The organism is Cupriavidus sp. GW822-FHT03E04 (assembly GCF_058801495.1).
On sequence record NZ_JBXANI010000002.1, the window covers coordinates 44,941 to 69,006 of the forward strand.

Annotated in this window: 20 protein-coding genes; 11 read left to right on the forward strand and 9 right to left on the reverse strand. The window is 66.6% G+C overall.

Translation table 11 applies throughout. The annotated features are described in order from the left end of the window. Positions 1–15: 15 nt before the first annotated feature. The 4 genes from htpX to def all read right to left on the reverse strand — a co-directional run bounded on the left by htpX (position 16) and on the right by def (position 3,460). A complete protein-coding gene (gene htpX, locus AC1RQC_RS02330) occupies positions 16–876 on the reverse strand; it encodes a zinc metalloprotease HtpX (RefSeq protein WP_174424359.1) in 861 nt (286 codons plus the stop codon). Positions 877–1,063: 187 nt separating this feature from the next. After that, positions 1,064–1,705, reverse strand: a complete 642-nt coding sequence (locus AC1RQC_RS02335) for a LysE family translocator (RefSeq protein ID WP_492809208.1) — start codon at positions 1,703–1,705, stop codon at positions 1,064–1,066. A 91-nt stretch (positions 1,706–1,796) separates the two neighbouring features. Beyond that, the gene (gene fmt / locus AC1RQC_RS02340; RefSeq protein WP_492376168.1) at positions 1,797–2,810 is read right to left on the reverse strand and encodes a methionyl-tRNA formyltransferase; all 1,014 of its coding nucleotides are present in this window, start codon (positions 2,808–2,810) and stop codon (positions 1,797–1,799) included. Positions 2,811–2,944: 134 nt separating this feature from the next. Next, entirely contained in the window at positions 2,945–3,460 is a 516-nt protein-coding gene (gene def / locus AC1RQC_RS02345) for a peptide deformylase (protein WP_492376169.1), read from the reverse strand. 162 nt (positions 3,461–3,622) lie between these two features. Between def and AC1RQC_RS02350 the strand changes: the two genes are divergently transcribed. The 4 genes from AC1RQC_RS02350 (at position 3,623) to AC1RQC_RS02365 (ending at position 9,430) form a co-directional block, all read left to right on the forward strand. After that, positions 3,623–4,795 (forward strand): LysM peptidoglycan-binding domain-containing protein, encoded by a 1,173-nt coding sequence (locus AC1RQC_RS02350; RefSeq protein ID WP_492376170.1) that lies wholly within the window; start codon positions 3,623–3,625, stop codon positions 4,793–4,795. Continuing rightward, the gene (gene dprA / locus AC1RQC_RS02355; protein WP_492827604.1) at positions 4,792–5,943 is read left to right on the forward strand and encodes a DNA-processing protein DprA; all 1,152 of its coding nucleotides are present in this window, start codon (positions 4,792–4,794) and stop codon (positions 5,941–5,943) included. Before AC1RQC_RS02350 ends, dprA begins: the two co-directional genes overlap by 4 nt. A 98-nt stretch (positions 5,944–6,041) precedes the next feature. Beyond that, positions 6,042–6,446 (forward strand): thioredoxin family protein, encoded by a 405-nt coding sequence (locus AC1RQC_RS02360; RefSeq protein WP_492376172.1) that lies wholly within the window; start codon positions 6,042–6,044, stop codon positions 6,444–6,446. Positions 6,447–6,715: 269 nt separating this feature from the next. Further along, the gene (locus AC1RQC_RS02365; protein ID WP_492376173.1) at positions 6,716–9,430 is read left to right on the forward strand and encodes a DNA topoisomerase III; all 2,715 of its coding nucleotides are present in this window, start codon (positions 6,716–6,718) and stop codon (positions 9,428–9,430) included. Positions 9,431–9,507: 77 nt separating this feature from the next. On the opposite strand, the gene AC1RQC_RS02370 is transcribed toward AC1RQC_RS02365, so the two are convergent. Next, a complete protein-coding gene (locus tag AC1RQC_RS02370) occupies positions 9,508–10,410 on the reverse strand; it encodes a LysR family transcriptional regulator (protein ID WP_150987609.1) in 903 nt (300 codons plus the stop codon). Between the two features lie 192 nt (positions 10,411–10,602). Here AC1RQC_RS02370 and AC1RQC_RS02375 point away from each other — a divergent pair, with 192 nt between their 5' ends. Beyond that, positions 10,603–10,908, forward strand: a complete 306-nt coding sequence (locus AC1RQC_RS02375; RefSeq protein ID WP_150987611.1) for a hypothetical protein — start codon at positions 10,603–10,605, stop codon at positions 10,906–10,908. Between the two features lie 339 nt (positions 10,909–11,247). Here the strand turns inward: AC1RQC_RS02375 and AC1RQC_RS02380 are convergent, their stop codons facing one another. The 3 genes from AC1RQC_RS02380 to AC1RQC_RS02390 form a co-directional block, all read right to left on the reverse strand. After that, the gene (locus AC1RQC_RS02380; RefSeq protein ID WP_043350936.1) at positions 11,248–11,718 is read right to left on the reverse strand and encodes a hypothetical protein; all 471 of its coding nucleotides are present in this window, start codon (positions 11,716–11,718) and stop codon (positions 11,248–11,250) included. 232 nt (positions 11,719–11,950) lie between these two features. Further along, on the reverse strand, positions 11,951–12,145 hold the full coding sequence (locus tag AC1RQC_RS02385) for a YbdD/YjiX family protein (RefSeq protein WP_006162283.1): 195 nt from the start codon (positions 12,143–12,145) through the stop codon (positions 11,951–11,953). A 75-nt stretch (positions 12,146–12,220) separates the two neighbouring features. Next, a complete protein-coding gene (locus AC1RQC_RS02390; protein ID WP_183035997.1) occupies positions 12,221–14,293 on the reverse strand; it encodes a carbon starvation CstA family protein in 2,073 nt (690 codons plus the stop codon). Between the two features lie 392 nt (positions 14,294–14,685). Here AC1RQC_RS02390 and AC1RQC_RS02395 point away from each other — a divergent pair, with 392 nt between their 5' ends. Continuing rightward, positions 14,686–16,122, forward strand: coding sequence for a cache domain-containing protein (locus AC1RQC_RS02395; protein WP_492882370.1), 1,437 nt, complete (start codon positions 14,686–14,688; stop codon positions 16,120–16,122). After that, positions 16,119–16,787 (forward strand): response regulator, encoded by a 669-nt coding sequence (locus AC1RQC_RS02400; RefSeq protein ID WP_492387246.1) that lies wholly within the window; start codon positions 16,119–16,121, stop codon positions 16,785–16,787. Before AC1RQC_RS02395 ends, AC1RQC_RS02400 begins: the two co-directional genes overlap by 4 nt. Positions 16,788–17,060: 273 nt before the next feature. Here AC1RQC_RS02400 and AC1RQC_RS02405 read toward each other — a convergent pair whose 3' ends face one another. Beyond that, positions 17,061–18,917: a phosphoenolpyruvate carboxykinase (GTP) gene (locus AC1RQC_RS02405; RefSeq protein WP_492882371.1), complete on the reverse strand. Its 1,857-nt coding sequence runs from the start codon at positions 18,915–18,917 to the stop codon at positions 17,061–17,063. Positions 18,918–19,485: 568 nt separating this feature from the next. Here AC1RQC_RS02405 and AC1RQC_RS02410 point away from each other — a divergent pair. The 4 genes from AC1RQC_RS02410 (at position 19,486) to AC1RQC_RS02425 (ending at position 24,048) form a co-directional block, all read left to right on the forward strand. Further along, positions 19,486–20,499, forward strand: coding sequence for a D-2-hydroxyacid dehydrogenase family protein (locus tag AC1RQC_RS02410; protein WP_492809212.1), 1,014 nt, complete (start codon positions 19,486–19,488; stop codon positions 20,497–20,499). A 153-nt stretch (positions 20,500–20,652) separates the two neighbouring features. Beyond that, complete coding sequence (locus AC1RQC_RS02415) at positions 20,653–21,828, forward strand: MFS transporter (protein ID WP_492882372.1); 1,176 nt, start codon at positions 20,653–20,655, stop codon at positions 21,826–21,828. A gap of 147 nt (positions 21,829–21,975) precedes the next feature. After that, positions 21,976–22,605 (forward strand): MOSC domain-containing protein, encoded by a 630-nt coding sequence (locus AC1RQC_RS02420; protein ID WP_492809214.1) that lies wholly within the window; start codon positions 21,976–21,978, stop codon positions 22,603–22,605. A gap of 198 nt (positions 22,606–22,803) precedes the next feature. Then, positions 22,804–24,048 (forward strand): efflux RND transporter periplasmic adaptor subunit, encoded by a 1,245-nt coding sequence (locus tag AC1RQC_RS02425; protein ID WP_492375460.1) that lies wholly within the window; start codon positions 22,804–22,806, stop codon positions 24,046–24,048. Positions 24,049–24,066 lie beyond the last annotated feature (18 nt).

Sequence of the window (24,066 nt, forward strand, 5' to 3'; positions counted from 1 at the left end):
TCGATTGGGCCGCGCTTACACCGGATAGACGCCCGTCTGTGCCATCTGCATCAGCCGCGCCACCCGTTCCTCGGTGGCCGGGTGGGTCGAGAACAGGTTGGCGATGCCGCTGCCCGAGAGCGGGTTCATGATCATCATCTGCGCCGTGGCCGGGTGCTGCTCCGCGGTCGGGAACGGAATCCCCTGCGCATAGCGATGGATCTTGTCGAGCGCCATCGCCAGCGCCTGCGGGTCGCCGCTGATGGTGGCGCCGCCGCGATCCGCCTCGAATTCCCGGGCGCGGGAGATTGCCATCTGGATCAGCGAGGCTGCCAGCGGGGCAAGGATTGCCACCGCGATACTGGCAATGGGGTTGGAGCGGTTGCCGTTCTCGTCGCGCCCGCCAAAGAACATGGCGAAGTTGGCCAGCGCGGCGATGGCGCCGGCCATGGTGGCGGCGATGGTCGAGATCAGGATGTCGCGGTGCTGCACGTGAGCCAGCTCGTGGGCCATCACGCCGCGCAGCTCGCGCTCCGATAGCACCCGCAGGATGCCCGTGGTGGCCGCAACGGCGGCATGCTCCGGATCGCGGCCGGTGGCAAAGGCGTTGGGCGCATCCTCGTTGATCAGGTACACGCGCGGCATCGGCAGCTGGGCGCGCTGCGCCAGCTCCTGCACCATGCCGTAGAACTGCGGTGCCGTGCTCGCGTCGACTTCCTGCGCGTTGTACATGCGCAGGACCATCTTGTCCGAGAACCAGTAAGAGAAGAAGTTCATGCCCAGCGCCATGATCAGCGCGAACATCATGCCGCTGCGGCCGCCGATCATGCCGCCGATGACGATGAACAGCGCCGTGATGGCGGCCATCAGCATGAAGGTCTTGACCCAGTTGAACATTGTCGTGATCTCCGAAAAAATCATCCTCGCGCGCGCGCCCGGTGGCCGGGCTGGCCGTGCTACGGAAAGCGTGACGCGGTGCTGTTTAGATAGTACCCCGCCCCGGAAATTCAACCGTCACCTGCCTAAAAAAAGGGCAGCCGGTGCCGGCGGCCATTCGTTGCGCCAGCAGGTTCGGCAACGGTTCCTAGCGTTGGGCGAAGGCCAGGCGCGCACCCAGCCCGATGAATGCAATACCCACAATGCGATCCATCCAGCACTTGAGGCGCGGCACCTCGCTGGCGCGGCGGGTCAGGGTGCCCGCCATCCATGCCACCAGGCTGTTCCATAGCGTCGACATCGCCACCATGACGCCGCCCAGGGCCAGGAATGCCAGGGCCTGATGCTCGGCGTTGCGATCCACGAACTGCGGGAAGAAGGAAATGAAGAACAGGATCACCTTTGGATTCAGCACATTGGTGAGAAAGCCCTGCATGAACAAAGCGCGCAGGCCGCGCGTGCCCGGCTGGGCAGCGGGGGCCGCGTCCGCGCCGGGGGGCGCGGATCGCTGCCAGATCAGGCGCAGCCCAAGCCACACCAGATAGGCAGCGCCGGCAAACTTGATCAGGGTAAAGGCGGTGGCCGATGCCGCCAGCAAGGCAGTCAGGCCGAAGGCGATGGCCAGCGAATGCACGCAGCATCCGGCACTGACCCCGAGCGCCGAGACCACGCCTGCCGCCCTGCCCTGCGCCACGCTGCGCCCGACGATATAGGCGGTATCCGGGCCAGGCGTCACATTGAGCAGGAACACCGCGCCGACGAACAAGGGAAGGTCAGTAATGCCGAGCATGGTTGGCTGCCGGTGGATGAGCTACAGAAATGGGGCGCGCAGCGCGCTGCGGCAAGTCAGCCACCGTGGCTTTGCCGCTAGCGCAGGGCGATTATGCCGTGCCGCCAGGCACGGCGCAGCAGGTACCCGGCGGCAGCGGCATGCTCTGCAGGAATTGCTGGGCCGGCACGCGGCGCCCGCCCGGCTTTTGCAACTCGGTCACGCGCAGCGCGCCTTCGCCGCAGGCGATCACCACGCCATCGGCATCCGCCGCGAGCACGGTGCCCGGCGCCTGCGGGTGGCTGGCCGTGGACGCCAGGGGCTGGGCCTGCCAGCACTTGATGACGGTCTCGCCGACCTGCACGGTGGCGCCGGGAAACGGATTGAAGGCGCGCACCTGGGCGGCCAGCGCCGCAGCCGGGCGGCGCAGGTCCAGCGGGGCTTCTTCCTTGGCGATCTTCTCGGCATAGGTCACGCCCTCGGCCGGCTGCGGCGTGCCGGTGAGCGGCTGGCCCGCGGCGAGGCGGCGCAGCGCCTCCACCACCATGCGCCCGCCCAGCGCGGCTAGCGCATCGTGCAGGGTGCCGGTGGTGTCGCCGGGGCCGATCGGCACGGTTTCGCCCTGGATCATCGCGCCCGTATCCAGCCCTTCGTCCATCTGCATCAGCGTGATGCCGGTCTGCGCGTCGCCAGCCTCGATGGCGCGGTGGATGGGCGCGGCGCCCCGCCAGCGCGGCAGCAGCGAGGCATGGATGTTCAGGCAGCCGTAGCGCGGCAACGCCAGCACCTCGGCCGGCAGGATCAGGCCGTAGGCGGCCACCACCATGACATCCGGGGCGATCTGCGCCAGCGCGTCCACGGCGGCACCGGCCTCTTCAGGATACTTGCCGTTGCGGCGCAGCGAGCGTGGCTGCAGCACCGGGCCCAGGCTTTGCTCCAGCGCGTACTGCTTGACCGGGCTGGCCTGCAGCTGCAAGCCGCGGCCGGCTGGCCGGTCGGGCTGGCTGAGCACCGCCACCACCGGGAAACCGGCGGCGTGGATGGCTTCGAGCGCCACGCGGGCAAATTCGGGCGTGCCGGCAAAGGCAACGCGCAGCGCTTGGGATGGGCTTGCGGCTTGGGACATGGCACGCTCCGGCATAAAGCGGCACCGGCCGCATCAGCGGCCGGTAACTTGATTCATCGGGAAGGCAATACGATAGCAGACCGCTAGCTGGCCGGTAGCAGGCCAGTGCCGGCGCGCGGCCGGCCGCGGCTGCCTTACATGCGGGTGCGTTCGCGCTTGTGCAGCTTGACCAGCTTGGACTTGATGCGCTGAAGCTTCAGTGGCGACAGGTACTCGACGAAGACCTTGCCCTTGAGGTGGTCCATCTCGTGCTGGATGCACACGGCCAGCAGCTCGTCGGCTTCGATCTCGAAGGGCTCGCCCTTCTCGTTCAGGGCACGCACGCGCACATGGTCCGGGCGCTCGACCCGGTCGTAGACCTCGGGCACCGACAGGCAGCCCTCTTCCGCCACCTTGCGGGTGTCGCTGGACCAGACGATCTCCGGGTTGATGAAGACCTGCAGTGCGTCACGGGTCTCGGAGATATCGATCACCACCACCTGTTCGTGCACGTCCACCTGGGTCGCGGCCAGTCCGATGCCGGGGGCTTCGTACATGGTCTCGGCCATGTCCTCTACCAGCTTGCGAATGCGGTCGTCCACCACGGCAACCGGTTTTGCCACGGTATGCAGGCGGGGATCGGGGTAGGTCAGGATATCGAGTTTAGCCATGATGCTGGGGCGCAACGCCTGCCGCTCACACATGTGACCCGCGCGTTGCGGCTACGGGTGTTTACATGCAGAATCGGGGCGCAAGTACAAAAATTCAAGGCGCGCCGCAACAGGCACGCTCTCCAGGGTCAATCCGGCTGTTCTGCCAGCCGGTTCGAGAAAATGCGCGATCTTACCAAAGAACACCAGGCGGCGCCGGGCCGCAGGCCGTACGCGTTTGCCCGTTGGATGTTGTGTGCGGCCGGAATCACTGCCGTCACAGGGGCGCCAGTACATGCCGCCGATCTTACCGTTACCCCGGCCCAGCGGGCCCAGGCCGCCGTTACCGCGCAGCAAGGCATTGCCGCTGCTGACCTGGCTTCGGACGCGCCCCAGCAGTATGTCGTGCGAGGGGGTGACACGCTTTGGGGGATCTCCGGGCGCTTCCTGCGCCAGCCCTGGCGCTGGCCCGAGCTGTGGGGGATGAACCAGCAGCAGATCCGCAATCCACACCTGATCTATCCCGGCCAGGTCCTGTACCTGATTCAGCGCGACGGCCGCGCCTGGCTTTCCACCAGCCCCGATGCTGGCGGCACGGTGCGGCTCACGCCAAGCGTGCGCAGCGAAGGCGGGCCCGATGGCGCCATCGCCAGCATTCCCGCCAAGGACATCGAGCCGTTCCTGATCCGCCCGCTGGTGGTGGACCAGGGCACGCTGGAGACCTCGGCGCGCATCATCGCCCTGCCCGAGTCGCGGGTCTACCTGGGCATGGGCGACACAGCCTATGCGCGCGGCATTTCCCCGCCCGAGGCGGTGGTCGGCAGCGACTGGCAGGCCTTCAAGCCGGTCAAGCCGGTCAAGGACCCGGTTACCGGGCGCGTGCTGGGCTATGAAGCCGAGTACCAGGGCAATGTCCGTGTGTCGCGCCCGCCGGAAGGCTTCGACGCGGTAACTACCGTCAAGGTCACGGCGGCCCAGCAGGAAATGGGCTCTGGCACCTTGCTGATGCCCCAGCCGGCGCGCGAGCCGGTGCGCTATGTGCCCCGCGCGCCGGATGTCATGCTCGATGGCCGCATCGCGGCGGTCTACGGCGGCGTGCAGTTCGGCGGCGCCAAGCAGGTGGTCGTGCTCAATATCGGCACCGCCGCGGGCCTCGAGCCCGGCCATGTGCTCGCGCTGTCCCGCGCCGGCCAGGTGGTGCGCGATCGCACGGATGGCAACCGCGCCATCCAGTTGCCCGACGAGCGCTATGGCCTGGCCTTCGTGTTCCGCGTGTTTCCCGGCGTGGCCTATGCCCTGGTCACCGATGCCTCGAACGCGATCGAGGTGGGCGACCGCGTGACTTCGCCGCGTTGACCGGGCTGGCAGCAACCGGCGCCAACCCGGCGCCGGTGCCCACCACCCGCAGCGCTGCCGATATCGAGGCGTGGCTGCGGCTGACCGGTGCCCGTGGCCTGGGCACAGGAGCCTTGCGCCAGTTGCTGGCCACCTTCGGGCTGCCGCACCAGCTGCTGGCGCAGACCGTCAGCGCACTGGCGGCGGTCATCCCCGAGAAGCAAGCCCGGGCGCTGTTGGCACCGCCCGATGCTGTCACCATGGCGCTGGTCGAGCGCACCGTGGCCTGGGCCGCCGAGCCGGGCAACCATGTGGTGACGCTGGCCGATGCCGCCTATCCCCGTGCCTTGCTGGATCTGTCCGACCCGCCGCTGGTGCTGTACGTCAAAGGCCAGCTGGGTGCGCTTGGCGGCCCGGCCATTGCCATGGTCGGTGCGCGCAGCGCCACCGTGCAGGGCACGGAGGATGCGCGACGCTTTGCCCGCGTGTTGTCCGGCGCCGGGCTGACGGTGGTGTCGGGGCTTGCGCTGGGCATCGATGGCGCAGCGCACGAGGGGGCTCTGGAAGGCGCTCTGGAAGGTGCTGGCGGCACCGTGGCGGTGATCGGCACCGGTGCCGACCTGGTCTACCCCGCTCGCCATCGCGACCTGGCCCACCGCATCGCGGCCCATGGCGCCATCGTCAGCGAGTTTGCGCTTGGCATGCCCGGGCGCAGCCACCACTTTCCCCAGCGCAACCGCATCATCGCGGCGCTCGCGCGCGGCGTGCTGGTGGTGGAGGCGGCGGCGCGATCGGGGTCGCTCATTACCGCGCGGCTGGCAGCCGAGATGGGACGGGAGGTCTATGCCATTCCCGGCTCGATCCATGCGCCGCTGTCCAAGGGTTGCCACCTGCTGATCCGCCAGGGCGCCAAGCTGGTGGAAACCGCGCAGGATGTGCTCGAGGAACTCGGCATGGCCGGGGATGCCGCCCGGCCGGTGGCGCCTGCGCCCATGCCGGCGCTGGACGATGTCCTGGGCCTGACGCTCACCCACGACCCCGTCACGCTGGACGCGCTGTGTGCGCGCACTGCCCTGCCGCCCGAGCAAGTGGTGGCCAGCCTGCTGACATTGGAACTGGCGGGCTCGGTGGAGCGGCTGCCGGGCAATGCCTATCGCCGGGTAAGCTAGTGAGCGACCCTGGTACCGCCGGCCGAAATACGGATTTCCTGGCGACCGCTACAATCAAACGATTTCCCGTGCCTGAAAAGGCTCATGTTTCCCCCATCATGACCGTTTACTTTCCGGAGCAGGACTCGGGCGCAATCGCCCAGGTGTTGGCAGCGCGTCCGCAAGGCCGCCTGGTAGCCTGCCTGTGCGCAGCCTGGTGCGGCACCTGCGGGACCTACCAGGAGGCGTTCGCGGCGCTTGCCGTCCGGTTTCCCGGCGATTGCTTCGTCTGGATCGATATCGAAACCCATGCCGACCAGCTGGGCGATCTCGATATCGATAATTTTCCGACGCTGCTGGTGCAACCCGCGGCGGGCGGCGCGCCGCAGTTCTACGGCACGCTGCTGCCGCATATTGAAGTGCTCGAGCGCATGCTGGCGCGCGGCGCGGCGATGGTGCCAACGGCCGGCGCAGCGGTGCCGAACGTGCTGGAGTGGCTGGCGCCGCACGCTAACGACGACTAACCCCGGTCATCGGCGTCTGGCGCAAGCCAGGAGCATGAGCGCCGGATCGCAGTCAAAAAACGAAGTGGGCGGTGGCTGTTCAGGGCCGGCCCACATGCCAGCAGCGCCTGTTTGACGGCGACGGCGACGGCAGCTTGCTTGCACCGCCGTCGGAACCGCGCTTATTATTGGCGCCTCAAAGCCCCAAGCTCGCTGTTTACATATAGTGCAGAGCCCTTAGTGGCAACAATTCGCAGGCCGCCAGAGTGCGGCCAGCAAGGACCCGATCCATGTCAAAAGCCCTCATCATCGCGGAAAAGCCATCGGTTGCTGCCGATATAGCCCGTGCCCTCGGGGGCTTTACCAAGCATGACGAATACTTCGAAAGTGACGATTACGTTCTTTCGTCGGCCGTCGGCCACCTGGTTGAAATCGCCGCCCCGGACGAATACGAAGTCAAGCGAGGCAAGTGGAGCTTCGCCAACCTGCCGGTGATTCCCCCCCACTTCGACCTGCGCCCCATCGCCAAGACCGAGTCGCGGCTGAAGGTGCTCAACCGCCTGATCAAGCGCAAGGACGTTACCGGTCTGGTGAACGCCTGCGACGCGGGGCGCGAAGGGGAACTGATCTTCCGCCTGATCCAGCAGCATGCCAAGGCCAAGCAACCGGTGCAGCGCCTGTGGCTGCAGTCGATGACGCCGCAGGCGATCCGCGACGGCTTTGCCCGCCTGCGCGACGATGCCGACATGCTGCCGCTGGCGGACGCCGCGCGCTGCCGCTCGGAAGCCGACTGGCTGGTGGGCATCAACGGCACGCGCGCCATGACCGCGTTCAACAGCAAGGGCGGCGGCTTCTTCCTGACCACGGTTGGCCGGGTGCAGACCCCCACGCTGTCGATCGTCGTAGAGCGCGAAGAGAAGATCAAGAAGTTCGTCCCGCGCGACTACTGGGAAGTGCGCGCCGAGTTCATCGCCGCCGCCGGCCTTTACGAAGGCCGCTGGTTCGACCCCAAGTTCAAGAAGAGCGAGTTCGATCCCGAGACGCGCGAGTCGCGCCTGTGGAGCGAGGCCGAGGCCAAGAGCATCGTGGCGGCCTGCCGTGACAAGACCGGCACCGTCACCGAAGAGTCCAAGCCGTCCACGCAGCAGTCGCCGGCGCTGTTCGACCTGACCACGCTGCAGCGCGAGGCCAACTCGCGCTTCGGCTTCTCGGCCAAGAACACCCTCGGCCTGGCCCAGGCGCTGTACGAAAAGCACAAGGTGCTGACTTACCCGCGTACCGACGCGCGCGCGCTGCCCGAGGACTACATGGACACGGTCAAGCAGACCATGGACATGCTGGCCGAGAGCTCGCCCAACTACCTGCCGCATGCCAAGAAGGTGCTGGCCAGCGGGTGGATCAAGCCCAACAAGAAGATCTTCGACAACAGCAAGATCAGCGATCACTTCGCTATCATCCCGACGCTGCAAGCCCCGAAGAACCTCTCGGAGCCGGAGCAGAAGCTGTACGACCTGGTGGTGCGCCGCTTCCTGGCGGTGTTCTTCCCGGCGGCCGAGTTCCAGGTCACCACTCGTGTCACCGAGGTGGCGGGCCATCATTTCAAGACCGAAGGCAAGGTCCTGGTCAATCCCGGCTGGCTGGTGGTCTACGGGCGTGAAGCCCAGGGCGACGATGCCAACCTGGTGGCGGTGGCCAAGGACGAGCGCGTCAAGGTCGACAAGGTCGACGGCGTGATGCTGACCACCAAGCCGCCCGCACGCTACAACGAAGCCACATTGCTGTCCGCCATGGAAGGCGCGGGCAAGCTGGTGGACGACGACGCGCTGCGCGAGGCCATGGCCGGCAAGGGCCTGGGCACGCCAGCCACGCGCGCGGCCATCATCGAAGGGCTGCTCGCCGAGAAATACCTGGTGCGCGAAGGCCGTGAGCTGATTCCCACCGCCAAGGCCTTCCAGCTGATGACGCTGCTGCGCGGCCTGGGCGTGCAGGAACTGACCCAGGCCGAGCTGACCGGCGAATGGGAGCACAAGCTGTCGCAGATCGAGCGCGGTGGCCTGAAGCGCGACGAGTTCATGCGCGAGATCGCGCAGATGACGCAGCAGATCGTCAAGCGCGCCAAGGAATACGACAGCGACACCATCCCGGGCGACTACGCCACGCTGGCCACGCCGTGCCCGCAGTGCGGCAGCCAGGTCAAGGAGAACTACCGCCGCTTTGCCTGCACCGCGTGCGAGTTCTCGATCAGCAAGATCCCGGGTGGGCGCCAGTTCGAGATCGACGAAGTCGAAGAACTGCTGCTGAAGAAGGAAATCGGTCCGCTGCAGGGTTTCCGCAGCAAGATGGGCCGGCCGTTTGCCGCCATCCTGAAGCTGGGCAAGGACGACGAAGGCCACTACAAGATGGAATTCGACTTCGGCCAGAATGACGACGACAACGACGGCGAGCCGGTCGACTTCAGCGGCCAGGAAGCGGTTGGCGCTTGTCCGAAGTGCGGTGGCTCGGTCTACGAGCACGGCATGAAGTACGTGTGCGAGAACAGCGTGGCCGTGCCCAAGAGCTGCGACTTCACCACGGGCAAGATCATCCTGCAGCAGGAGATCTCGCGCGAGCAGATCGGCAAGCTGCTGGGCGCGGGCCGTACGGATCTGCTGACCGGCTTCAAGTCATCGCGCACCGGGCGCAACTTCAAGGCCTTCCTGGCCAAGCAGCCGGACGGCAAGATCGGCTTCGAGTTCGAGGCACGCGAGCCCAAGGCGGGCGCCAAGACGGCGGCCAAGGGCGCCGCGGCCAAGACCGCGTCCGCCAAGGCTGGCGACGAGGATCAGGCTGGCGAAACGGTGAGCAAGGCCAAGGCGCCGGCCAAGAAGGTGGCGGCCAAGAAAGCTCCAGCCGCCAAGAAGGCCCCCGCAGCGAAGAAAGCCGCGGCCAAGACGCCAGCAGCCAAGCGCGCTACCGGCAAGTCCCGCGCCGACGACGAAGCCACGGCCGACGCCGAGGAAGAGTGAGTTGCTCGCGGAGCCGGCAGGACGCCGGCTCCGCGCTTCCCTTCCCCCCTTTAGTAGCCCTCGATCCTGCGGTCCCCTTATTGGTTGTCGTTGCGGATCTTGCCCTCTTCGAGCAGGAAATCGATAAAGGCGCGGACCTTGGTCGGCAGGAACTTGCGGCTGGGATAGACCACGCTGACATCGCGCTTCGGCAGTCGGTATTGCTGGAGGATGTGCGTCAACCGCCCCGCTTCAATATTCGGCCGCGCCAGATAGGCAGACAGCATCGCCACACCCATGTCTGCCAGCGCCGCCTGGTGCGCCAACTCGGCATTGCTGCACAGCAGGCCCGGGCGGATCGGCACCGTTACCTCGCCCTCCGGGCCCGACAGCGTCCATTCATGCTCAGCGGTGGGGATGCGCATCGCGATGCAGCGGTGGTTGGTCAGTTCGTGCGCTTGGCGCAGCGGCGGGTGCTGGCGCAGGTAGCCTGGCGAGGCGCACAGGATGATCTCTGCCGAGATCAGCGGGCGCGCCACCAGGTGCGAGCCCAGCCCCAGGTCGGACAACACCACGCCTACGTCGCGCCCCTCTTCGACGATATCGACGATACGGTCCGATAACAGCACGTCGAACACCACCTCGGGATACAGGGCCTGGAAACGTGCCAGCGTGGCGGGCAGCAGGTGCAGGCCGAACATCACCGGCGCCACCAGCCGCAGTGTGCCCGAGAGCGACTGGCTGCGCGCCGTCACTACCGATTCGGCCTCCTCCACATCTTCCAGGATCTGCTGGCAACGCTGCAGGTAGGTCTCCCCGGCGTCAGTCAGCGACAGGCTGCGGGTGGTGCGGTTCAGCAACCGCGTGCCAAGGTGGCTCTCCAGGTCGGCTACGTAGCGCGTGACTACCGCATTGGACATTTCCAATTGTTGCGCTGCACGAGCAAAGCTGCCCAGTTCGACCACTTTGGAAAAGACGCGCATCGATTGCAGCCGGTCCATGACATAGTCTCCAGTCTTGCCCGCGAACTTTTACGGAAAGTGGGCTATTTATTGTCAAAACTACAACTAATCATTGTCGGGGGCAATATTTATTCATATCAGGGAAATGCCTAATATGAAGCCATCGGATGCCGCATTGCAGCGAAGGCTGCTGAGAAGACTAGGTGTCCTGCCTGTGGAAAGGATTCAATCATGAAAAGCCAACGTTTCGCCCTGATCGCCGCTGCCACCACGCTCGCAGCCGCCCTGACCGCCGCCCCCGCCTTTGCCAAGGCCGGCAAGTTCGACCCCTACACCGATGGCGCCCGCGCCACCCAGACCTCGGTCTATAGCAACGGCGGCAAGGCTGGCAAGTTCGACAGCTTCACCGACGGCGCCCGTGCCGGCAAGTTCGACCCGTTCACGGACGGTGCCCGCGTTGGCAAGTTCGACCCGTACACCGACGGCGCCAAGGCCGGCAAGTTCGACGTATTTACCGACGGCGCCGCTGCCCTGTAATTCAGGCGGCCTGTCGGCGGGAACCGCGTCCTATGGCGGTTTCGCCCCTTTCGGCTGATCTCCACAGGCCGACGGGGAGGGTGCGAAAGCGCCTTCTCCGTACTAACTGGAGGACACGCCCGTACCACGCCGGTACGGGCGTGTTTGCTTTTGGGGCACCGCTTTGTTGTACACGCTTGTCGGTGTCGGGTGATGCATGATACCTCCGGCGAGGTTTTCGGGCCGCAGCGACATAAATCACGGCATAAAAAAACGGGCCAGTCATGGCCCGTTCTTGTTGCCGGCATCGCAGGCCGGCTGCCGGCGGGCGGGGGATGATCCCCGCCTGCGCCAGCCAGATCAGTCGTCGTGATGGTGGTGGCCACGGCCGTGCTTGCGCTTGTAGCCGCTGCGGTAGTAGCGGTCATCGCGATAGCCGCGGCCGCGTTCGTCCGCGTAGGAGTTGCTGCGTGAGACGTTGCCGCCCAGCGCGGCGCCCGCACCGCCGCCAACCGCTGCGCCCAGCAGGCCGCCGGTGCGCCCGCCCATGGCATTGCCCGCTGCCGTGCCTGCGCCACCGCCCAGCGCGCCGCCGATGATGGCGCCAGTGCGCTCGCGGCGGTTGGACGTGACCGCACCGCCTGCGCCGCCGCCAACCGCGCCGCCGATCACCGCACCGGTCGAGCCGCCGAGCGCGCCACCGACCGCCGCGCCGGCGACACCGCCGAGTGCGCCGCCGAGGGCATTATTCATATCGCCCGCAAACACCGGCAGCGCGGATGCCGCCAGGGCGATGGCCAGGGTGAAACTGCGAACGGGATGCCGAGACATGTTCTTCTTCCTTGGGTTGAGCAACTGTGACGCAAGTGTAGAGATGTAGCCGCGAGCTTGCTGTAACCACGTGTAAGGCCCTGTAACCGCTGCAGAAACGTAAAACGGGCCGCCAGAATTGGCGGCCCGTTCTTTAACGGCGTGAAGCGCGGAGTTACTACGGGGTTAGGACTGTTGTGCGGCTACGCGCACTCGCATTCCCCCCCTGAGCGAACCGCGTGCCACGTGCAGATCAGCAACATTTTCCCTGCCCCCCGCCGTAGCGGGCCTCCTGCCGTTCGCGAAAGAACGCCTCGTAGGTCATGGGCTCGCGGTCGGGATGGGTGGCCTCCATGTGCGCCACATAGGTCTGGTAATCCGGCAAACCCACCATCAGGCGCAGGGACTGGCCCAGGTAGCGTCCCATGGTTCCAAGTTGCTCAAGCATGATGGATCTCCTGTTTCCAAATCCAATTCCAATCCCGACATCGGGTGAGCGCTGGCCGGTGGCCAGCGCACGCACTCAATGCTGTGCCGAAGCCGAAGCCGGCATCGGTTCAAACGGGGTTTCGCGGTCGGTCGGCCGGTTTTCCGCGCGGGCCTTCATCGCGGTCTTGAAACCGTAGAACACGATCGACAGCACCACGAACATGAACAGCGCGCACAGCCCGGCATCCAGGTAGTCGTTGAAGACGATGCGGTGCATCTGCTCCATCGACTTGGCCGGGGCCAGTACCTTGCCCTGGGCGATGGCGTCGCTGAACTTGGCCGCGTGGGTCAGGAAGCTGACCTTGGGATCGGCGTCGAACAGCTTTTGCCAGCCGGCGGTCAGCGTGCAGATCAGTAGCCAGATGGTGGGCACCAGGGTGACCCAGGCGTATTGCCCGCGCTTCATCTTCACCAGCACGCAGGTACCGAGCACCAGCGCCACCGCGGCCAGCATCTGGTTGGAGATGCCGAACAGCGGCCACAGCGTGTTGATGCCGCCAAGCGGGTCAACCACGCCCTGGTACAGGAAGTAGCCCCAGAACGATACGGTCAGCGCGGTGGCGATCAGGTTGGCCGGCAGCGAGTCGGTGCGGCGGAACGAGGGCACGAAGCTGCCCAGCAGGTCCTGCAGCATGAAGCGCCCGGCGCGGGTGCCCGCGTCCACCGCGGTCAGGATGAACAGCGCCTCGAACAGGATGGCAAAGTGGTACCAGAAGGCCATCATGGCCTGGCCGCCCACCACCTGGTGCAGGATGTGGGCAATCCCCACCGCCAGCGTCGGTGCGCCGCCGGCGCGCGAGATGATGGAGTTCTCGCCAACGTCCTTGGCGGTCTGGATCAGCACATCCGGCGTGATCACGAAGCCCCAGCCCGACACCACCTGGGCCACCGATTCCGGCGAGGTGCCGATCACGGCTGCCGGGCTGTTCATGGCGAAGTACACACCCGGCTCGATCACCGAGGCCGCGACCAGCGCCATGATGGCCACGAACGATTCGGCCAGCATCGCGCCGTAACCGATAAAGCGCATATGCGCTTCGCTCTCAAGCAGCTTGGGCGTGGTGCCCGAGGAGATCAGCGCGTGGAAGCCCGACACCGCGCCGCAGGCGATGGTGATGAAGAGGAACGGGAACAGGTTGCCCGACCACACCGGGCCGCCGCCCTTGGCGAACTGGGTGAACGCCGGCATCTTCAACTCCGGCGCCACGATCAGGATGCCGATGGCCAGCGCGATGATGGTGCCGATCTTCAGGAAAGTGGAGAGATAGTCGCGCGGGGCCAGCAGCAGCCACACCGGCAGCACGGCAGCGATAAAGCCGTAGATGATCAGCATCCACGTCAGCGCCTTGCCGTCGTACGTAAACAACGGTGCCAGCACCGCGCTTTCATGCACGTACTGGCCACCGATGATGGCCAGCATCAGCAGCACGAAGCCGATCACCGACACCTCGCCGATGCGGCCCGGGCGGATATAGCGCGTGTAGATGCCCATGAAGAGGGCGATAGGAATCGTCACCCCCACCGTGAACGTGCCCCAGGGCGAATCCGCCAGCGCCTTCACCACGATCAGTGCCAGCACCGCCAGGATGATGATCATGATCATGAAGCAGCCGAACAACGCGATCATGCCTGGCACCGTGCCCATCTCGGACTTGATCAGGTCGCCCAGCGAGCGGCCGTCGCGGCGCGTGGAGATGAACAGCACCATGAAGTCCTGCACTGCCCCGGCAAACACCACGCCCGCCAGGATCCACAGCATGCCGGGCATATAGCCCATCTGCGCGGCCAGCACGGGACCCACCAGCGGGCCGGCGCCGGCAATGGCGGCGAAGTGGTGGCCGAACAGCACGGCCTTGTTGGTCGGCACGTAGTCCAGCCCGTCGTTATGGCGCCAGGCCGGCGTCATGCGCTTGGGGTCGAGCTGCATCACCTTCTCGGCGATGAACTTGCTGTAGTAGCGGTAGGCGATCAGATAGATACAGATCGCGGCGACCACGATCCACAAGGCACTGACGGCTTCGCCGCGAGACAGTGCAACGGTGGCAAAGGCGAAGGCGCCAAGGATGGCGACGGCCAGCCACACCAGGTGTTGCCCGATGCGATTCATGATGAGGGTCTCCTCAGACCATTTTTAGGAATGCCGGCGGCGGCAGGTGCCGGAAGCAAGGGGGGCGCCTGGGCGGCGTCCCCTGGTGGCGGCGGGCGGAGGGGTGGGTGGCGGGATGGTCCCTGCCATGTCTCCGTCGACGCCCGGTATGTCTCGCAAGATCCGGATCTGGTCGTCGCAGGCGGGCGATGCAAACAGCATAGACGCTAGCCGCACCCACTGCGCAGGACGCGTGCATTACGCCGCTTGAGCGGCGCGCGTGCGTCTGGCGTGTAGTATTGACACCCGTCCCTGGCGGCACAAGCGCGGAACTACGCAGCGATGCTGCGTGTTACTACGTAGATCGACGCTCGCATGCCGCTTGCGCGTCATCCGTGTTTACCCCGGTCCCGATGAAACTCCGTCAGAAAATCCTGTTATTGGCCGTCGCGCCGCTCGCCGTGGCCATGTTCGGCATCGCGCTGGCCGTGCGCTACCAAGCCACCCAGCTGGCAAGCCACGAGCGCGCCCTGGTCGAGGCGGCCTACCTGCAGAGCAAGGAAGCCGAGCTGCGTCACTACGTAGAACTGGCGCAAAGCGCGATCGCGCCGATGGTGCGCTCGGGCCACAACGATGCGGCCACCCGTGACGCCGCCATGCAGGCCCTGGCGCGCCTGGACTACGGCCCCGACGGCTATTTTTTCCTCTATGACCTGCAAGGCCGCAATCTGATGCACCCGCGCCAGCCCGAGCTGGTCGGACAGGATTTATGGAGCCTGCGGGACCCGCAGGGCGCGCTCACCATCCAGAAGCTGATCGCCGCGGCCCGCTCCGGCGGTGGGTCGGTGCGCTATATGTGGAGAAAACCCTCCTCGCAGCAACTGGCCCCCAAGCTGGGTTACGTGGTCGCCGTGCCGGCGTGGAACTGGATGCTGGGCACCGGCATCTATCTCGACGACGTGGAGCGCACCCTGCGCCAGCTCGATGCGCGGGCGGAGACCGATATTCGCGAGACCATGGCGTGGATCGGCGTGATTGCCGCGATCAGCATCCTGCTGGTGGCCGCCAGCGGCCTGGCGCTCAATGTGAGCGAGCACCGCGAGGCCGACGCCAAGCTGCGGCAGCTGGCGCAGCGCGTGGTGCAGTCGCAGGAAGAGGAACGCGCGCGGCTGTCGCGCGAGTTGCACGATGGCATCAGCCAGTTGCTGGTGTCGGTCAAGCTGCTGCTGGAGACGGCCGCCAACCGCCTGCGCATGGCCCCGGACCAGGGCCAGTCGGTGGCGCCCGTGCTTGGCACGGCGCTGGTCCGCCTGGATACGGTCTTCAATGAGGTGCGCCGGGTGGCGCGCAACCTGCGGCCTGCCCTGCTTGATGACCTTGGCCTGTTCGCCGCGCTGGAGCACCTGGCACGCGAGATGCAGGAAGGCAGCGGGCTGCAGATTTCCGTGTCGCACACGGGCAAGCCGCGCGAACTCGCTGACGAGCAGGCCACAGCCCTCTATCGCATCGCCCAGGAAGCGCTGACCAATGTGGAGCGGCATGCGCATGCGCGCCATGTCACGCTGGGGCTGGCGTTCGATGCCAACGCTACCCGGCTGACCGTGCAGGATGACGGCGCCGGCTTCGACGTGGCGCGCATGCAGCTCGATCCGAAGCGCGGCATCGGCCTGCGCAACCTGCGCGAGCGCATCGCCGCGCTGGGCGGCGAGTTCGATATCGTCTCCGGCCCGGGCTCGACCCGGCTGAGCGCGGCGGTGCCGGTGGTGCCGGTGGTGCCGGCGCAGTCGGCCACACGCCACAACCCGGATTCGCCGGATTCGCCAGATTCACAAGGAAACCTCCGCTCATGACCCCCGCCCCCGCCCGCGTCCTGTTGATCGACGACCACGCGCTGGTGCGCGACGGCATGCGCATGCGCCTTAGCCTGCAACCCGAGCTCACGGTGGTGGGCGAGGCCGACGACGGCGAGGCGGCGCTGGCCTGGCTGGCGCGGGCCAGCGCCGAGCACATGCCTGAACTGGTCATCACCGATATCGGCATGCGAGGCATGGGCGGCATCGCGCTGGCCGCCGCGCTGCATGAGGACTATCCGGAGCTGGCCGTGCTGATCGTGTCGATGCACGACAACCTCGAATACGTGCGCCAGGCGATCCGAGCCGGCGCGCGCGGCTATGTGCTCAAGGATGCACCCGCCGACGAGCTAATGGCCGCGATTGCCGCGGTGCTGGCCGGCCGCGTCTTCTACAGCGCCCGCATTGCCCGCAGCATGGCCGAGCAAACCCCGGCCGCCGGGCCGCTCGATGCGCTTACCCCGCGCGAGCGCGACATCTTCAACTGCATCGGCCGCGGCCAGGCCAACAAGGACATTGCCGCCGCGCTGGGCGTGTCGGTACGCACCATCGAGACCCACCGGCTCAACCTGCGGCGCAAGCTGGGCATCGAAGGCCGCGCGGAGCTGGTGAAGTTCGCCGTGGAGCAAGGGAGCACGGAGGGTGGCCCGACCGGCTCCCAATGAAAAAAGCCCACTCCAGTTGACGGAGTGGGCTTTAGCGCTTGCTGACGAAGCTGGATCTGCGTTGTCGCGCGCCCCTCTCCCGCGCGTGGGAGAGGGGCTGGGGGAGAGGGCGGGCGCTCGTCATGCCTGCGTGCTGGAGAACACCACGGGCTTCGCTTCAAGTGGCTCCTAGCTAAGCCACCCCTCTCCCCGGCCCTCTCCCCCTGAGGGGATAGGGAGCGACAGCCGTCGTCGTGGCGCCTGGCTTTGGCCTTCGGTGGATGTGCCTGTTATTTAGGCAGCCAGACGCTTGGCCAGCGCGGCCTTGGCATCCACCAGGGCTTGCGGCAGGTTGTGCTTGAGTTGCGTGAACAGCTCCTCATGCAGCTCCAGTTCCTTCTGCCAGGCGGCGTGGTCGATCGAGGTGACCTGCTCGAACTGCTGCTTGGTGAAATCCAGGCCTTCCCAGTTCAGGTCCTCGAAGCCGGGCGAGGTGCCGAACACGTGGTCGGTGCCCTTGCCTCGGCCTTCGACGCGGTCGATCATCCACGACAGCACGCGCATGTTCTCGCCAAAGCCCGGCCACACGAAGTTGCCGGCCTCATCCTTGCGGAACCAGTTGACGCAGTAGATGCCCGGCAGCTTGGCGCCGGACGCTTCCAGCTTCTTGCCCAGCGCCAGCCAGTGGCCGAAGTAGTCGCTCATGTTGTAGCCGCAGAACGGCAGCATGGCGAACGGGTCGCGGCGCACCACGCCTTGCTGGCCAGCAGCGGCGGCGGTGGTTTCCGAGCCCATGGTGGCGGCCATGTAGACGCCTTCGGTCCAGTTGCGCGCCTCGGTCACCAGCGGCACGGTGGTGGAGCGGCGGCCGCCGAAGATGAACGCATCGATGGCGACGCCAGCCGGGTTGTCCCAGTTATCGTCGATCGACGGGCACTGCACTGCCGGGGCGGTGAAGCGGGCGTTCGGGTGGGCAGCCTTGGCGCCGGTTTCCTTGGCGATGGCCGGGGTCCAGTCCTTGCCCTGCCAGTCGATCAGGTGCGCCGGGGCTTCCTTGCTCATGCCTTCCCACCACACGTCGCCGTCATCGGTCAGCGCCACGTTGGTGAAGATGACGTTTTCCTTCAGGGTAGCCATCGCGTTGAAGTTGGTCTTCTCGCTGGTGCCCGGGGCCACGCCGAAGTAGCCGGCTTCCGGGTTGATGGCGTACAGGCGGCCGTCCTGGCCCGGCTTGATCCAGGCGATGTCGTCGCCGATGGTGGTGACCTTCCAGCCTTCGAAGCCCTTGGGCGGGATCAGCATGGCGAAGTTGGTCTTGCCGCAAGCCGACGGGAACGCGGCGGCCACGTGGTATTTCTTGCCTTCCGGCGAGGTCACGCCCAGGATCAGCATGTGCTCGGCCAGCCAGCCCTCGTCGCGGCCCATGGTGGAGGCAATGCGCAGTGCGAAGCACTTCTTGCCCAGCAGGGCGTTGCCGCCGTAGCCCGAGCCATACGACCAGATTTCGCGCGTTTCCGGGAAATGGACGATGTACTTGGTCGGGTTGCACGGCCAGGCCACATCTTTCTCGCCGGCAGCCAGCGGCTTGCCCACGGTGTGCACGCACGGCACGAACTCGCCATCGGTGCCCAGCACGTCGAACACGGCGCGGCCCATGCGGGTCATGATGCGCATATTGACGGCAACGTACGGCGAATCCGACAGCTCCACGCCGATGTGGGCGATCGGCGAGCCCAGCGGGCCCATCGAGAACGGCACCACGTACAGCGTGCGGCCGCGCATGCAGCCGTCGAACAGGCCGGACAGCGTCTGGCGCATTTCAGCCGGGGCGGTCCAGTTGTTGGTGGCGCCGGCGTCTTCCTTCTTCTGCGAGCAGATGAAGGTGCGGTCTTCCACACGCGCCACGTCGGACGGATCGGACAGCGCCAGGAACGAATTCTTGCGCTTGGCCGGGTTCAGGCGCTTCATGGTGCCGGCGGCGACCATCTGCTCGCACAGGCGGTCGTACTCTTGCTGCGAGCCGTCGCACCAGTAGATATTGTCGGGTTTGGCGAGGGCCGCGAACTCGGCCACCCAGGCGACCAGCTTCTGGTGCTTGACCCAGGCCGGTACGTTGAGTGCGGGCGTGCCCTGCATGGCGGGGTGGTTCATACTGCTACTCCAAAGCGTAAAGGAAATCTTGCAAAGCCAGGCCGGTTGCCGCGGTCGGGAGACGGCTGGCAGCGCCCCATGACCTGGGCAGACCGCGGCAATTCGCCGCTGGTTCCGCACCGGGCCGCATAGGGCGGCTCTGACCAGGATCGTCACATCCCGTTACAACTGCACAGCGACCGGAACTGCGCAAAAGGTCGCGACAGGCCCCGCGGCTGCGCTACAGTGGCGCTTCGCCTGTGGCAGGGCCGGGCAGGCTTTGTCCGGCGCGGCCCGGGTGACGGGAGCAAGGCTCGACCGACAATCTGGGGCGGCACCGGAACCGGCAAGGATACCACCGCCGCTCGCCGCTGTTTTTTGCTCCGCAGCAATGTTTGTGCGCGATTCCGGGCCATGCCGTATTGTCTCGTTTGCCTGTCCGTCGGCTCACTTTCGCGTCGCGCGGGATTGTTCCCGCCGCGTTGCGCACTCGGTGCGGTGTCGGGCGGCAGATGCTAAAACTATAACGTTGATGGGTGCGCGGCAATGTGGGTGTGCGCACCTTGCGATAGCCAAAATAGAGTTTCCGATGAAGATTGCCGTACTCGACGATTATCAGGATGCCGTTCGCAAGCTGTCGTGCTTCAGCCTGCTCGATGGCCATGACGTCAAGGTGTTCAACAACACTGTCAAGGGCGTTGGCCAGCTGGCGGCACGCCTGTCCGACGTGGAAGCCGTGGTGCTTATCCGCGAACGGTCGCGCATCACCCGGCAACTGCTGGAAAAACTCCCCAAGCTCAAGATCATCAGCCAGACCGGGCGCGTTGGCGGCCATGTGGATGTCGAGGCCTGTACGGAACGCGGCGTGGCGGTGCTGGAAGGCGCGGGCTCGCCCGTGGCCCCGGCCGAGCTCACCTGGGCCCTGATCATGGCGGCCCAGCGCCGCATTCCCCAGTATGTGGCCAGCCTCAAGCATGGCGCCTGGCAGCAGTCCGGGCTCAAGTCCACCACCATGCCGCCCAACTTCGGCCTGGGCCAGGTGCTGCGCGGGCAGACGCTCGGGATCTGGGGCTACGGCAAGATCGGCAAGCTGCTGGCGGGCTACGGCCGTGCCTTCGGCATGAATGTGCTGGTATGGGGACGCGAGAACTCGCAGAACGCCGCGCGCGCGGACGGCTTGGCCGTGGCCGGGTCGCAGGAGCAATTGTTTACCGACAGCGACGTGCTGTCGCTGCACCTGCGCCTGAGTGACGAGACCCGTGGGCTGGTCAAGCTGGCCGACTTCTCCCGCATGAAGCCCACCGCGCTGTTCGTCAACACCAGCCGCGCCGAGCTGGTCGAGGAAAACGCCCTGCTGGCCGCGCTCAACCGTGGACGCCCCGGCATGGCGGCGGTCGATGTGTTCGAGTCCGAGCCCATCCTGCAGGGCCACGCCCTGCTGCGCATGGAAAACTGCATCTGCACGCCGCACCTGGGCTATGTCGAACGCGAAAGCTATGAGATGTACTTCCGCATCGCCTTCCAGAACATACTCGATGTGCTGAGCGGCAAGCATGACAGCATCGCCAATCCCAAGGCGCTGACGCCGGCGCTGTCGCGCTAAGCGCTAGCCCGCAGGCGAGCGCCCCGCCGGCCTCCCCGCCGGCGAGTGCGCTACGCTCAACGCGAACCGGGCAAAACCGCTACACTCGGACTTCGCGCGCGGCCTCTGGCCGCGTTTTTCGTCCTCCGCACCTCCTTCTCCGCCCCCGTCGCCATGGATCCCAGGCTCGTGATGCTGTGCCTTGGCAATTTTGTCATCGGTACCGGCGCGATGATCGTCACCGGCATGCTCAATGACATTGCCGGCGATTTCCAGCTTGGAGCCGGCACCGCGGGCCAGTTGATCTCCGTGTTTGCGCTGGCGACCTGCGTCGGCGCGCCCTTGTTCGCCACGCTCGGCTCGCGCATCGACCGCCGGCTGCTGCTGGCGGGCTCATTGCTGGTCTATGCCGCGATGCACCTGGCCGCGGCCTTTGCGCCGAGCTTTGCCAGCCTGATGGCGATCCGCTTGCTGAGCGCGATCGGCGCGGCCATCTTCACCCCGCAAGCCGCCGCCACCCTGCCGTTGCTAGTCAACGCGCAGACGCGCGGGCGCGCCATCAGCTTTGTTTTCCTGGGCTGGAGCGTGGCCAGCGTGGTGGGCGTGCCAATGGGGACGTGGATCGCCAGCACGCTGGGCTGGCGCTTCAGCATGGGGCTGGTGGGTTTGCTGGCGCTGGGCGCGTCGGTGGGCGTGTGGCGGGCCTTGCCGGCGCGGCTGTATGTGGAACCGGTGGGCCGGGCGGCCTGGGGTGCGGTGCTGCGGCACACGCCGATGGTGCTGGTGGTGGCCACCACCATGATCCAGTCGGCCGGGATGTTCACGCTGTTTACTTATATTGCCCCGCTGCTGCGCGACGTGCATGGTATCAGCGGCGGCACGCTCAGCCTGATGTTCCTGGCTTACGGCGCCTGCGGCGTCAGCGGCAATGTGCTGGCGGCGTCGCGCATGGACCGGGCCACGCCCGCGCGCATCGTTCAGGCCGCCATGCTGACCTCGCTGGCGGCCATGCTGCTGTGGCCGCTGGCGACACTGGGGCCGGTGGCGCTGGTGCTCATCTTCATGCTGTGGGGTGTCGGCGGCTTTGCCACCAACAGCGCGCAGCAGGCGCGGCTGGTAGCGCTGGCGCCGGAGCGCGCGGCGGTATCGATCTCGCTCAACTCGTCTTCCATCTACCTCGGCCAGGCCCTGGGCGCGATGGGCGGCGCGGCGATCTACGCAACCGCCGGCGCCGACTCCCTGCACTGGGGTGCGGCAGCGCTGATGCTGCTGGCGCTGGTGGTGTCGCAGCGCGCTCGGGTGCTGGGGCAGCGCTGGTGCCTGCGCGAGACGGCGCGGCAGCAGGCCTGAGCCAACCGGCTCATCGACCCACTGGACAAAGCAGACAAAGCGAACAATGCCGCCAGCCGTGCGGCGCCGCACACGTGGCAGCCGCTTGATACCTCTGTTTGGAAAATCCCGGCGCTAAGATAAAGGACACAGGATCAAGGAGACGGCATGAGCACATCCAACGGCATGCGCCTCATCGCCATCAGCGTCGGCAAGGCGGTCCCGCTCGTCGTGGCGGCGGTGGGCACCGAGGCGGTGGTGATGTCCGGCATCCGCAAGCATCCGCTCAGCACCTTGCTGCACCCGCTGTCGGTGGCGGTGCGTCCGCTGGGGCTGGCGGGTGACGAACAGGCCGACCTGAGCGTGCACGGTGGCCTGGACAAGGCGGTCTACGCCTACCCGGCCGAACACTACGCCTGGTGGAACGCGCGCCGCCGGGAAGCACGGCTGCCCGAGGCCGAGAAGCCGCTCGTGCCAGGCGCCATGGGCGAAAACCTGACCCTGGAGGGCGTGCTCGAGACTGATCTGTGGGTGGGGGATCTGCTGCGCATTGGCGACGTAGTGCTCCAGGTGGAGTCGCCGCGCCAGCCCTGCTACAAGTTCAACGCCGTGATGGGCTACCGGCATGCGATCAAGCATATGGTGCAAAGCGGTTATTCCGGCATTTACCTGAGCGTAGTCACCCCCGGCGATCTCCAGGCCGGCGCCGCGGTGATCATCAAGCCGGGACCGCGCGATGTGTCGATAGAAAGCATCAACGCGCGGCAACGCAATGGCCGCCAGATCCTGCTTTTCTGATAATGTTTGGCTCTCGATACAAGCAAGTATCCCTTCGCGCTGTAATAGTTTGTAATGGCGCGGATTGCATGGGTACTGGCCTTCAACGCCCTTGATCCTGTACTACTAGCGGTTTTCCGCGGCGCGGCACCGGCTTCCCAGAAGGCCGGGCCACGGGGGAGCGGGCGCATTTTGCGCGCACTGTCAGAGAGTCCTCACATGAAAACGAACGGGATCGACCAGGCCAAGGGCTTCGTCGACGCTAAGTGGAGTCCTTCCACGGGTACCGGCAAGGGGGTGTCGCCCTGGTTGCTCGGCGCGGTCTTGATTGCGCTGGCTGCTGGCGGATGGTTCGGCTGGCGTGCCTGGACGGCGCCCAAGCCGGCGGCCAAGGCGCCGCCTGTGGTGGTGGTGGCCACTGCGGTGGTGCAGCAGGGCGACGTGCCGCTGCGGGTGACGGCCAACGGCACAGTGAGCGCGCTCGCCACGGTGGAGATCCGCCCGCAAGTGTCCAGCACCGTGCGCACCGTGCATATCAAGGAAGGCCAGACGGTCAAGCCGGGCGACCTGCTCTTCACGCTCGACACCCGCATGGACGAGGCCAACCTCGCCAAGGCCCAGGCCCAGTTGATGCGCGACCAGGCCGACCTTTCCGATGCCCGCCGCACGCTGGTGCGCAGCAATGAATTGCTGCAGCGCAACTTCATCTCCAAGAGCGCGGTGGATACGGCCCAGGCCAAGGTCGACGGCTTCGAGGCCACCCTGCGCGCCGACCAGGCCGCCATCGAGGCCAGCCGCGTGGCGGTCAGCTACGGCGCCATCCGCGCCACCATCGGCGGGCGCACCGGCGTGATCAACATGTTCCCCGGCTCGCTGGTGATGCCCAACAGCGCCCTGCCGATGGTCACCATCGCCCAGGTGCAGCCGATTGCCGTCACCTTCACCCTGCCCGAGCGCCAGCTCGCCGCGCTGCGCGAGGCGCTGCACGCCGGCCCTGTTGCCGTGACCGCGCTGCCCAACGACGGCAGCAAGACCCCCGTGACCGGCAAGATCAGCTTTGTGGATAACACGGTGGACCCGCAGTACGGCAGCATCCGCATCAAGGCGCAGTTCGACAACGACGAGCAGCGCCTGTGGCCCGGGACGTATGCCAACGTGGACGCCGTGGTGCAGACCTTGAAGAACGCGCTGTCGGTGCCGCCGCAGGCGGTGGTGACGGGGCCGGAAGGCCGCTTTGTCTACGCCGTGCAGGCGGACAACCGCGTCAAGCCGATGCCGGTGAAGGTGCAGGTCTCCACCGCCAGCGCCGCCGTGATCGACGGCGTGCCGCCCGGCACGCGCGTGGTGGTGGAAGGCGCGCAGAACCTGCGCGCCGGCAGCATGGTGCGGGAAGCGACGCCCGCGGCCAAGGCTGGCGCGGCAAGCGCTGCCGCCGCCGATGCTAACGCCAATGCCAAGCATTGAGCCCAGGGCACTGACACC